The sequence below is a fragment of the Sphingomonas sp. HF-S4 genome (assembly GCF_032911445.1).
Classification (GTDB): domain Bacteria; phylum Pseudomonadota; class Alphaproteobacteria; order Sphingomonadales; family Sphingomonadaceae; genus Sphingomonas; species Sphingomonas agrestis.
This window is the reverse complement of record NZ_JAWJEJ010000002.1, coordinates 666,718-678,406: the sequence shown is the minus strand read 5'-3', so window position 1 is coordinate 678,406 and position 11,689 is coordinate 666,718. Positions and strand designations below refer to the sequence as shown.

General features: G+C 65.3%; 9 protein-coding genes. 5 read left to right on the top strand and 4 right to left on the bottom strand.

Annotated features, from left to right (window positions below):
- Positions 1-27 precede the first annotated feature (27 nt).
- Entirely contained in the window at positions 28-1,812 is a 1,785-nt protein-coding gene (locus RZN05_RS19265; RefSeq protein WP_317228301.1) for an AMP-dependent synthetase/ligase, read from the top strand.
- 51 nt (positions 1,813-1,863) lie between these two features.
- On the opposite strand, the gene RZN05_RS19260 is transcribed toward RZN05_RS19265, so the two are convergent.
- Genes RZN05_RS19260 through RZN05_RS19250 form a run of 3 tightly spaced genes read right to left on the bottom strand, consistent with a single transcriptional unit; the run spans position 1,864 to position 5,445 of the window.
- Positions 1,864-3,567, bottom strand: a complete 1,704-nt coding sequence (locus RZN05_RS19260; protein WP_317228300.1) for a Dyp-type peroxidase — start codon at positions 3,565-3,567, stop codon at positions 1,864-1,866.
- Positions 3,564-4,589 carry a hypothetical protein gene (locus RZN05_RS19255; protein WP_317228299.1) on the bottom strand — a complete coding sequence of 342 codons (1,026 nt, stop codon included), beginning with the start codon at positions 4,587-4,589 and terminating at the stop codon, positions 3,564-3,566. The genes RZN05_RS19260 and RZN05_RS19255 overlap by 4 nt, the downstream gene beginning before the upstream one ends.
- The gene (locus RZN05_RS19250; RefSeq protein WP_317228298.1) at positions 4,582-5,445 is read right to left on the bottom strand and encodes a hypothetical protein; all 864 of its coding nucleotides are present in this window, start codon (positions 5,443-5,445) and stop codon (positions 4,582-4,584) included. The genes RZN05_RS19255 and RZN05_RS19250 overlap by 8 nt, the downstream gene beginning before the upstream one ends.
- A 291-nt stretch (positions 5,446-5,736) precedes the next feature.
- Here RZN05_RS19250 and RZN05_RS19245 point away from each other — a divergent pair, with 291 nt between their 5' ends.
- From RZN05_RS19245 to RZN05_RS19230, 4 genes are read left to right on the top strand one after another with little or no spacing between them, the layout of a single operon-like run.
- Positions 5,737-7,368, top strand: coding sequence for a ferritin-like domain-containing protein (locus RZN05_RS19245; RefSeq protein ID WP_317228297.1), 1,632 nt, complete (start codon positions 5,737-5,739; stop codon positions 7,366-7,368).
- A gap of 22 nt (positions 7,369-7,390) precedes the next feature.
- A complete protein-coding gene (locus tag RZN05_RS19240; RefSeq protein WP_317228296.1) occupies positions 7,391-8,056 on the top strand; it encodes a hypothetical protein in 666 nt (221 codons plus the stop codon).
- Between the two features lie 4 nt (positions 8,057-8,060).
- Positions 8,061-8,987: an MNIO family bufferin maturase gene (bufB, locus tag RZN05_RS19235; RefSeq protein ID WP_394804849.1), complete on the top strand. Its 927-nt coding sequence runs from the start codon at positions 8,061-8,063 to the stop codon at positions 8,985-8,987.
- A complete protein-coding gene (locus tag RZN05_RS19230) occupies positions 8,984-10,003 on the top strand; it encodes a DNA-binding domain-containing protein (protein ID WP_317228294.1) in 1,020 nt (339 codons plus the stop codon). Before bufB ends, RZN05_RS19230 begins: the two co-directional genes overlap by 4 nt.
- Positions 10,004-10,021: 18 nt before the next feature.
- Here RZN05_RS19230 and RZN05_RS19225 read toward each other — a convergent pair whose 3' ends face one another.
- The gene (locus tag RZN05_RS19225) at positions 10,022-11,674 is read right to left on the bottom strand and encodes an FAD-dependent oxidoreductase (RefSeq protein ID WP_317228293.1); all 1,653 of its coding nucleotides are present in this window, start codon (positions 11,672-11,674) and stop codon (positions 10,022-10,024) included.
- Positions 11,675-11,689: the final 15 nt, after the last annotated feature.

Genomic DNA, 11,689 nt, shown 5'->3' with positions numbered 1-11,689 from the left:
GACAAAGCGGCGCCCGAGGGGAGAGCGATGCGAAAACTCGAGCATTTCGACAATCTGGTGCAGATGTTCTTCACGCGGGCACGCGAGAAGGGCGACGCGCCGTTCCTGTGGCACAAGGCCGGCGGCGCGTGGCAGCCGACGAGCTGGAGCGAGGCGGCACGGCAGGTCGCGAGCCTCGCCACCGCCTTCCAGGCGATGGGATTGCGCCAGGGCGACCGCGTGATGCTGGTTTCGGAGAACCGGCCGGAATTCTGCATCACCGACCTGGCGATCATGGCTGCGGGCTGCGTGACCGTGCCGACCTACACGACCAATACCGAGCGCGACCACCAGCACATCATCGAGAATTCGGGCGCGTGCGCGATCGTCGTGTCGAACGCCAAGCTCGCCAAGACGCTGCTTCCCGCGGCGATCCGATCGTCCTCGGCGCGGATGATCATCGGGATCGACGACATGCGGCCGTCGCAGACGGGGTCGATGGACTTCCATGACTGGAAGGCGCTGATCGCCAAGCACCCCGCCGACCCGGTGGCGTTCGCGTCGGGCGTGACGTTCAAGCGCGAGGACCTGGCCTGCATCATCTACACCAGCGGAACCGGCGGATCCCCGCGCGGCGTGATGCAGCACCACGGCGCGATCCTGCACAACGTCAATGGCTGCTGCACGGTGATCAGCGAGGATTTCGGCTGGGAAGACGAAGTGTTCCTCTCGTTCCTGCCGCTCAGCCATGCCTATGAGCATAGCGGCGGGCAGTTTTTCCCGATCGGGCTCGGCGCGCAGATCTATTATTCCGAAGGGCTCGAGAAGCTCGCCTCGAACATCGAGGAGGTTCGCCCGACGATCATGGTCGTCGTGCCCCGGCTGTTCGAGGTTCTGCGCACCCGCATCACCAAGCAGATCGAGAAGCAGGGCAAGTTCGCCAACTATCTGCTCGACCGCGCGGTGAGCATCGGCGGCAAGCGCGCCGCGGGCGGGGTGCCGATCCAGGACCAGCCGATGCGGCTGTTGCTCAAGGCGACGCTGCTGCCCAAGATCTCGAAACGCTTCGGCGGGCGGATCAAGGCGATGGTCTCGGGCGGCGCGCCGCTCAATCCCGAGGTCGGCATCTTCTTCGAATCGATCGGGCTGACCTTCCTCCAGGGCTATGGCCAGACCGAGGCGGCGCCGGTGATCTCGTGCAACCGGCCGAGCGCGGGATTGAAGCACGACACGGTCGGCCCGCCGCTGCCCGATGTCGAGGTTCGTATCGCCGAGGACGGCGAGATCCTGGTGCGTGGCGAACTGGTGATGCACGGCTATTGGCGCAACGAGGAGGAGACTGCGCGTGTCCTCAAGGACGGCTGGCTCCATACCGGCGATATCGGGATCATCGACGACAAGGGCCGGATCAAGATCACCGATCGCAAGAAGGATATCATCGTCAACGACAAGGGCGACAATGTCGCGCCGCAAAAGGTGGAGGGGATGCTCACCCTCCAGAACGAGATCGTCCAGGCGATGATCGCGGGCGACAAGAAGCCCTATATGACCGCGGTGATCGTCCCCGATCCCGAATGGACCGCCGAATATTGCGCGCACACCGCGACCAAGTGCAACTTCAAGGAGCTGGCGCACGATCCCGACTACAAGGCGGCAGTCGGCGCGGCGGTCGAACGGGTCAATCGCGACTTGTCGGTGATCGAGCGGGTCCGGAAATTCATCATCGCCGATGCACCGTTCACGATCGAGAACGAGCAGCTGACGCCGAGCCTGAAGATCCGCCGGCACGTGCTGAAGCAGGTCTATGGGGCGAGGCTCGACGCGCTGTATTGAACCTGGGATCAGCGGAATCTTCGTCCCGGACCCAAGCGACGCAAGGCCGGGTCAGGTCGGGTCGATGATCCCCATGCCGATCATCCGCAGCGCAGTCATGCTGGGGAGGAAGAAATAATCGCCCCCGCGCGGCTCGACGAGCTGCGGAATGTGATCGCAGATGAAGGGTGGCTTCCGGGTCTCGGGATCGACTGCGATCACCAGCTTGGGCTCGTCCTCCGCCGGGTGATTGCCGATCACCGGACAAGTGTCGCTGCCCGCGTTGAAATCGAGTCCGTACTGCATCCATTGCTGCTGCACGAACTCAAACTGGCGGAATAGATTGGTGCAGATCGCCATGAAGATGATGCCATGGTCGCCATCGTCGGCCGGGGCGTTCGCGTCATAGTGTCCATAAGGCAGGCCGCGGCGCAGGATGCGGCGGCGGTTGATGATCGCCGATCCGTCCTTCGACATGCCATTCGCGGCGAAGGTGGGCCCCAGCGTGTCGCGCGGATTGGCGCGGCGCAGATGCGAGGTCACCGGGCATTTCGACCCCGCCGGGTCGGACGCGTAGATGAAGTTGGTGAACTTCAGCGCGATCTCGGCGAGCTTGGCCTTGTCCTTCTCGGCGCGGGCCTTGTCGAGCTCGGCCCGGAAGGCCTGCCACGCGGCGAAAGTGGGGGCGACCATCAGCGGCACGCCATCTTCCCAGCGGCCGACCATCTTGGCCTTGATCGTGTCCACCGCCTCTTCGTGCGGGACCTGGTGCGTCTGCGCGTAGCGCCTCGCCTGTTCGTCGATATAGGCGTGGAAGGTGCCGACTTCCTCGTGCAGCTTGCGATAGGCCATGAAGGTGCCGTTGCGGCTGAAGGCGATCGGCATTGCCGCACCGGGAACCTCCTGCGCCTCGTCGGGATAGCCGAGCAGGAATTCGCCGGTGGCCAGCGGCTGCCAGCTGCCGTCCGCCATCAGCTTGCCGCCGCCCGCGACCCGCACCCGCTCCGCCTCGCCCGAGAACTGCCCCGAAAAGACCGGGTCGCCAAAGCCGTCTGAAAGGCCGAAATGCTCCTTGTTGGTCGGCCAGCAGCGTTCGCCGTCCTGCCGCATCACTGCCGACAGATCCTGCCATCTGGCATTGGTCGGTCCCACCCCTCCGAGCAGCACCACGCCGCCCTGCGCGTGGTCGCAGAGTGCGACGATCGCGTCGGTTTCGGCATCCAGCTCAGCGCAGGCGGTGCCGTCGGGGTTCTGCTGGGCATAGAGCGTCAGCAGGATGTGGACGCGCTTGTCGCCCTTCGAATCGCGCCATACCGCATCGCGCTTGGCGAGGAAGGGATCGTCCCCGAGCAGCGCGGCGCGCGCCTCCATCCCGTCGATGAAGTCGTCGGGCATGCCGCGCAGCGTGCGGGTCGGCACGCCGAGCGCCAGCAATCCCGTGAAGGTGAAGCCGATATTGAGCGTCACCTTGGGCTTCATCAACTGGACGCGGCCGGGATAATCGGGCTCGCCCTCGGCACGGGCGATATCCTTCACGCGCGGATTGCGCGTGCGCAGCAGCGGCTCCTCGCGGTTCGGATCCTTCCAGCGCGCGGCGGTGGTTATCTTGGGCAGCAGCGCCTCGACAAAGGCGCGGCCCTTCCGGGCGTCGCGCACGGTCAGGTAGAAGTTGCGACCCTTGGGAAAGCCGTCGCCATAGGTGCGCAGGATCCCGCCCTGGATATCGGCAAGATCGAGCAGAGTCGCGGCCGGCGCAGTGTTGGTCGCGTTGGTCATGCCCCATCTCCCGGCAGCTTGCTGCGGATCACGCCGGCGGGCTGGGTGGGCCCGTCGAGATCAGCGGGCCTGGTGGCGGCCAGGAATGTGCGGAACGCGGCGCCCCGTTCGGCGGGATCGCGGCGCTGCTGCTCCATCGCGAAGCGGGTAAAGGCCTGTTGCAGGTACAGGCCCTTCAGCACGTTGCGCAGATCGGCGCCGGGAGATGCGGGATAGGGCTGCCTGCCCTTCCACAGCACCCAATAATAGTCGATCACCAGACCGAGGATCAGCAGCGCGAGCCCCGCCCAGGGCATCCAGCTCCACCCGCTCCAACCGGCGAAACCGGCCGCCCAGTGCCAGCCGCTCCATCGCAGCAGGCAGGCGAGCAGCGAGGCCAGCAGCATCAGCACGCCGGCGCCCGGGATCAGCGCGAGCCCGGTGGTCGAGATCGGATCGAGCTTGGGCGGCACGTACCAATAATCGTGGAACGGCATCGTCGTCTCGATCTGGCAGCGAAGGATGTAGGTCGCGAAGGCCGCTGCGTCCTTCACCGCATCGAAGCCGTAGCAATATTGGAAGATCGACCGAAGCTCGGGCGCCATCTGGCCCCACAGCTCCTCGAAATAGCGGCGCGGCTCGCCGGCGCCGCGGGGATCGGGCAGGTCGAAATCGATCATCCAGAGGATATACGGGCAGGAGATCTGGTCGACCGGCTGGGGGTCGAGCAGGTTGGTGCCCTTGATCGAATTGACCAGTGCGTTGCTATGGTCGCGGCCATTGAAATGAGGCTGGTCGAGGATCACCAGCCGCGTGAAATGGGTGCGCAGGTTGCGCGAGAAGGGGCTGTTGAGCCCGATCTCCTCGGTCGCATGCGATTGCAGCGCGGTGGGCAACGTCTCCAGGATCTCGCGGACGATATGGATGGGCGAGCTCTTGAGGACCCCCTTCGTCCCGACGAGGCTGCGATGCTCGACGATGCCCTCGTTGCACACCGGCACCGCGGCGGTGAAGAAATAGGTGCTGACGTCGATATCAGCCATCGGCCTTCTCCCCATTTTCGGCGGGAGGCACCGGTGGCGGATCGGTGACCTTGGGCGCCGCGTCGGTGTGCGGCGCCGAGCCGAGCGTGGCGGCGACCGTGGCGCGGACCGCGGCCTTGGCGGCGTCGTCGACGTTGGCGATGGAGGCAATGACGACGTCCGCTGCGATTGGCTGCAGCGCGCGCGGGGCCTGGATCGGGCCGCTGCCGCCTTCGACCCACAGGCCCCGCTCGGCATCGGCGCGGTTGCGATCGGCAGCGGCGGTATCGCAGCTCGCGACCGGCGCATAGCCCGGCGCGCCCAGCCCGCCCTGGTTGGCGATCAGCAGCCCCTCATAGGCCGAGGCGAGCGCGGCATCGCTCTGCTCGCCCGCCCGGGCGATGGCGGCGAGATCGTGCGAGAGCTTGAGCGCGAGCTTGATATCGCGCTGCCCGCTGCCCGGCGTCGCGTTATAATAATAGTTGGTGTCGACCTGGTTGGCGCGGATGTAATCCTTGAACGGGGTGATCGGAATCGAGTTCGGATATTTGGTGCTCGAATACCAGAACAGGTCGAGCCCGCCTGGAATGCCATCGGCAAAGGCATCGATATACTGATCCCAGGTGCCGTTGAAGTTGCTGCAGAACAGCATGTAATCATTGGACAGATTGGCGGGCGGCTGGCCCAGCTGCGGCCATTGCCCGCGCCGGATGATCACCCAGCGCGCGAAATGGATGAACCCGAGCCCCAACAATCCCGACAGTGTCGAGGGAAGCGCCCGCGACATCATGAACAGGAAATTATTGATCCACGTCACACCGGGACGCATCGGCGTGACAACGTTCATCCCATAGGCTTTGCCGGCCAGGTTGCTCATGGATCCACCCCCGAGGAGCTTGGCACGCCGCCAGTCATGAAGCGATAACACAGGACAGACTGTCGTCGCGTTCGAGATTTCACTTTCACGAACCTAGAATTTCACCGACCAAGGTTGCAAGATATTTCATGGACAGTGAATTAATCAAAACAAAAATGGATCGAATACGAAGGTTTTCCGTTGCCGCCCGCGACGCATCCTAATATGCTTGAGGCCCAACGGGGGCTGACGCCCAAGATTAGTTGCTCCCCGGGTTTGGAAACCTTCGGACCTCAGGGGGCTCCCGTGGATATGCCTGATCCAGTGACGCCGCTTACGCCCGCCGAGCAGGCGTTTGTGGCGACGCTCAACGCCACCTGGACCCGGGACCAGCTGCTCGCGCGCCTGAAGGCCGATCTCCAGACTGCGATCGAGATCGAACTCGCGACGATCCCCATCTATCTCTACACCTATTACTCGCTCGTCCGGAACAATGAGAGCGGCGAGACGATCAGTCCCGCCCAGCTCTTCGCCAACAAGGCGGGCGGCATCATCATGAGCGTGGCGGTGGAGGAAATGCTCCACATGTCGCTCTCGTCGAACATCCTGTGGTCGATGGGTGTCATGCCCCAGCTCTACGGCAAGGCGCCGGGGGCCTATCCGACCGGGCTGCCCTACCACAATCCGCAGGGGCCCGCCGGCCCGGACGGCAAGACCGGGGTGCTGATCCCGCTCGGCAAGCTGAGCTTCGAGCAGCTGTGGCACTTCCTCCAGATCGAGTATCCCGAGCAGTGGAACGCGCCGCCGCAGGACAGCGACTGGGATACGATCGGCCAATTCTATTCGTACCTCCGCTGCCTGCTGAGCACGCAGTTTTTGGACGATTCGGACTTTCAGCGCGGCTCCGTCATCAGTGCGATCCAGCCCTATAATTACTCGCCGAACAACGTCGACACCGTCTATCCTTCCGCCGGCTTCGATCCGTGGAAGCCCGCGCCGCCGGCCACGGCCCCGTGGGCCGACCCGATGCAGGGCGCCGCAGCGGCCGCGGTCTATCCCGATTATGCCGACAGCCATGCGGGCCAGACCCAACTCGTCGCGGTCCGATCGATCCAGGACGCCGCGACGGCGATCGACACGATCTGCGACCAGGGCGAGGGCGTGCCGATCCCCGATGTCGGGCCCAGCCCCGACGACGACCCATCGAAGGACGAGGAATCGCATTATGTGAAGTTCCTGACGCTCCAGGCCCAGTTCGCCGACTATGCGGGAACAAGCGAGGTGCGCCCGCTCCAGCCGCCCGCGCCGACCGCGGTGATCCAGCCTGCAATCGACAGCCAGGCGCTGCTCGATGCCGGGGTGCTGGTGAACGTGCCCGAGAGCCCGCTCGCGGCGAACTACCCCGAATATTATGTCGACATCGCCAATTTCTGCAGCGCCTGCTTCCAGTACATGCTGGTCATGACCGAGACGATCTATCTGGTGCCGCCCGAGAAGCAGAAGCTGTTCTTCAACGAGGGGCTGCACCGATCAATGATCTGGGTGCTCGACAAATATATCCGCACGATCCGCCAGATCCCGATCCCGAGCGGCGACTATGCGGGCATGATGATGGGCCCGACCTTCGAGAATGTCTCGCTGGGCGATCGGGCGGCATCGTTCCAGGGGCTGACCGAGTTCGGCAACAAGGCGATTGCATCGGCCAACGCCTTGATCGCCCAGCTCGACGCCAGCGAAGTGATCGAGCACGTCCAGGCGCTGTTCGCGCCCGGAGGCACCACCGCCGAAGCAGTGAAGATCGAGAAGGGGGACGACGACCTGATCGGCGTGCTCCAGAACGTCATCTATTATGTCGGCGTCGCGATCTCGAAGACCGGCACCAATAACGTATCGATGCACCTGCCCGATGTCGGGCCCTATTGGGCGGCCGCCCAGCAACGCTGATCGCCCGCGAGAGGAAACCCCGATGGCATCCTGCTCCACCCCGTCACCGACGCCAGCGCCCGGCGTTCCCGTGCCGGCGCCCTATCCCTATGCCGCCGAGCCTGCCTTTCCGGGCTCGGGGGTGATCGGCCCGCAGCCCGAGGGCATGCCGCTCCACGCCTGCATGGGGCTTAACGCCTGCGCAGGATCGGATCGTTTCGGCATGTTCGGCGCGCCGGGACGCGAGCCCAATGCCTGCGCTGGCCAGGGCTATTGCGCGACCGGCACCGACCATACCTGCCACGTCCAGAACGAGTGCAAGGGCCAGGGCGGCTGCGGTCTCTACGGCACGGGCGAGGAGATGAACAATCCCGGCGCCAATGCCTGCCGCTCGCAGGGATCGTGCGCCACGCCGATCAATGCCGAGCGTTTCAGCACCAACGGGCCGAACCAGGGGCAGAGCGTCTGGCTACGGGCGCGCGCGGTGTTCGAGGCGAATTGGGAAGCGACGCGGCTCGAGCTGCTCGCGGCGCAGGCGCAACAGAAGGTCGATCCCGGTCAGCCGCTCCCGGCGACGCTCGGCGATACGCCGGCAGCCTTCGCGGCGACGGGGCCGACCTATCTGTGGATTTCCGACGACAACAACGCGCGCGGCAACATGACCGCCTGTGGATCGAGCGCGATGAGCGGCGCCGGTGGCTGCAGCTGACGCACTGGCCGACCTGCCCCGGCTGGGACTGGGGCTGGGGCTTCGCAGCGTGCATTTCGATGCGATCCTGTCGGGCGCGGGGCAGGATTTGTGGTTCGAGGCGATCTCCGAGAATTTCATGGATTCCGGCGGACGGCCGCGCGCGATCCTCCGCGCGGTGGCCGAGCGCCATCGGCTCGTGCTGCACGGCGTCTCGCTCTCGATCGGCAGCACCGATCCGCTCGACCGGGCCTATCTGGCATCGCTCAAGCGGCTGGCGGACGAGATCCACCCCGCCTGGATCAGCGACCATCTCTGCTGGACCGGCGTCAACGGGCACAATTCGCACGACTTGCTGCCGATCCCGCTGACCGAGGAAAGCCTTGCGCATGTCGCAGCGCGGGTGCTTCAGGTGCAGGATATTCTCGAACGCCCGCTGATTCTCGAAAACCCCAGTTCCTATGTCCGTTTCGCGCAGTCGACGATGGAGGAGCCTGCCTTCCTCCGCGCGCTGGCCGACCGGACCGGCTGCGGGCTGCTGCTCGACGTCAACAACGTCTATGTCAGCTGCTTCAACGCCGGCACCGACCCGCTCGCCTATCTCGAGGCATTCCCCTGTGATCGCGTCGTCCAGATGCATCTGGCGGGGCATCAGGATTTCGGCACCCATCTGATCGACACGCATGACCGAGCGGTGCGGACCGAAGTGTGGGAGCTGTTCCGCATCGCCTGGGCGCGTACCGGCGGGGCGTCGACCTTGCTCGAATGGGACGATCACATCCCCGGCTTCGACGGCTGCCTCGCCGAGCTGCGCAAGGCCGAGCACTACATGGCGGGCGCCGCCGCGCCGCGCGGCACGACCGCGCGCACGGACGGCGGCGAAGGCGTCTCCAACCCGCTCGGCTTCATCATCCCGCGCGCAATGGATAGCGTGATGGAGGACGCGGCATGACCACGCTGGCAGCGGCGCAGCGCCGCATGCACGCGGCGTTGATCGCTCCCCATGCCGACCCGGGCGCGGCGCAGACTCTGTTCGAAACCGGTGGGCGGCTTGGCCCGGCGGGGGGATTGGCAGTCTATCAGCGGGGGTATTTTCTGCGCATCGCGGCTTGCATGCGCGAGCAGTTTCCCGCGCTGTGCCATGCGCTCGGCCGGGCGCTGTTCGACGATTTCGTCGCCGACTATATCCGCGACTGCCCGCCCGAGCGGCACACGCTGTACGACCTTGGCCGTTGCTTTCCCGGCTGGCTGGAAGCGAACCGGCCCGAGCCGCAGGCGCGCGAGGCGTGGGTCGATTTCATGATCGATCTCGCCCGCTTCGAATATGCGACGTTCGCGATGTTCGATGCCGAGGGCAATGAGGGAAGCCCCTTCGCGACGTCCGATACCGCGGACGGCGCATTGCGCCTCCAGCCCGCCTTCGCGCTGGGCACCTACGGGTTCCCCGTCGCCGGCTATTACCATGCCGTGCGTCGCGGCGAGGCGCCGCCGTTGCCTGCGCCTTCGACCAGCCATGTCGCCCTGGTGCGAACCGAGTTCGTCACGCGCACCGTACCCCTGGCCGATTCGCACTACGCCTTCCTCACGGCAATGCGCGCGGGAAGCGGTGTCGAGGCGGCGCTGGCGAGTGCTTCGGCGCGCCATGGGCTCGATCCCGGCCAAACCCATGGCATGTGGCGCGGGGAACAGGGCTGTCGCGGGCGCTGGATCGAATGGGGCTTCTTCATTGCCGCGGATCCGGATGGCCACCGCATGCCAGGCGCTGAAGAAACAACCATTTCTCAGGAACCCGCGATGGCGGAGTTGAGGGGGAATGCGCCAACAGCTCTGACAGTCGTGGCAACCGCGCCCCTTGGCCCAGCGCTGTGGCTGGCAGCCGGAGCGGACCACCTACACTGCAAACCCAACTCGGTGAGCCCTTTGCGTAAGCACGCTTCGGCAAGGGCGTCGATGCTGCTGTTCAGATAGAAATGCTCGACGGCACCGCTATCGAGCAAGCTCCAGGATCTGCCCTTCGGCAAGCAATCTTGCGCGAAGCTTGTCATAGTCCACCTCCTGCACCGGAACGCGATCCTCGATCGCGATCGATGCCGCGGCGGCGGCGGACTGGCCGAGGATCATGAACACCGGCTCCATCCGGATCGAGCCATAGGCGATGTGCGACGCCGATAGCGCCATCGGCACCAGCAGATTCGTCGCCTCGCTTTTGCGCGGCACGATCGCATCGTAGCTGATCGGATAGGCCCTGCCCGGACTGACTTCGATATTGCCTTCGTTGCGTACGAAGCCCCGCGCATCGACGATGCGCTGCACATTGTGCGAGTCCATGTTGTACGATCCCATGCCGATCGGCCGCGGCGTCGCTTTGGTTCCGCGCAAATGGGACTCGGCCATCACGAAGTCGGACACCATCCGCCGTGCCTCGCGGACGTACATCTCGCGCGGCCAATGGCCGGTCTTCACGAACTCGTCCCTGCACAGTCCCCATTTCGACATTTCGGCGCGAGTTTCGGCAGGGACGCCGGGATCGTTCGCCATGAACCACAGCAATCCCTGCTGGTAGAGCGTATGCTCGCGCGCGATCGCGGCGCGCTCGGCATCGCTTCCTTCCGGGTAGCGATAGTTCATGCCGATATTGTCGAAGGAAAAGGCACCGAAATTGTTGGTGTCGGTCTTGCCGTTGGGAATGCGATCGAACTTCTGGAAGAAGTTGCGATGGCCCGCGTCCATGTAGCGCTTCAGCAAGATATACTGGCTGGCGTCGTAGCCCGCGGGCTTGGCGAACGGCACACGGTTGGCGGGGACGTCGGTCAGGCACATGCGATAGGTATAGGCCTGGATCTTGGTGTCGGCGGTGCCGTCAGGCGCGAGGGGTTCGCCGCTGACCCGGGGCACCAGCCCGCTGCGGGGATCGCCGGGAACCCGGTACGGGTCGACGTCGCGGACGAACTGGTGGTTGGTGGTGTTCTCGATCTGCACGCCATTGAGCGTCTCGCCATAGGTCGCATTGGCCTCGCGCCCGACGGTGAAGCGCACGCCCGCGCCCGCCATCAGATCGCCCTCATAGGTCGCGTCGATGAAGGCCTTTCCTTCGAAGCGCTGCCCAGTCTTCGAACGAAAAGCGACGATGCGTCCGTTCGCGGTCTCGACGCCGCGCTTCGTCCGGTCGAGCGGCTGATCGCGGACGATCGTCACCCCCGCCTCGCGCGCCCAGTCCTCGTAGATGCGCTCGCCGACCTTGGGCTCGAATTGCCACATCGCCTCGCCATCGACGAAGTTCTCGGCGCGCGCAGGCCGTGGCGCGTGGGTCCATACCGAAGGGTCGTCGTAATGCCGCTTCACCTTGCGGTAGAAATCGAGCGAGAGCCCGCCGATGGCGCGGTGATTGCCGGTGTCCGACCAACCGAGCCCGTTGGTCGACATGCCGCCGAGATAGTCCTCCCGGCATACCAGCAACACCGATCGGCCGAGCCGCCGCGCCTCGATGGCGGCGACCACGCCCCCCGAAGTGCAGCCATAGACGACGATATCGGCGCGCTGCGGAGCGCCTTGCCGGGCGGAAGCCTGCGGTGCCGCCATCGCCAGCGGCAGGAGGCAGGTCGCCACGGCAAGCGCGCGTCGGAAGTTGCGACGGATCATGATGTCGTCCCTGAT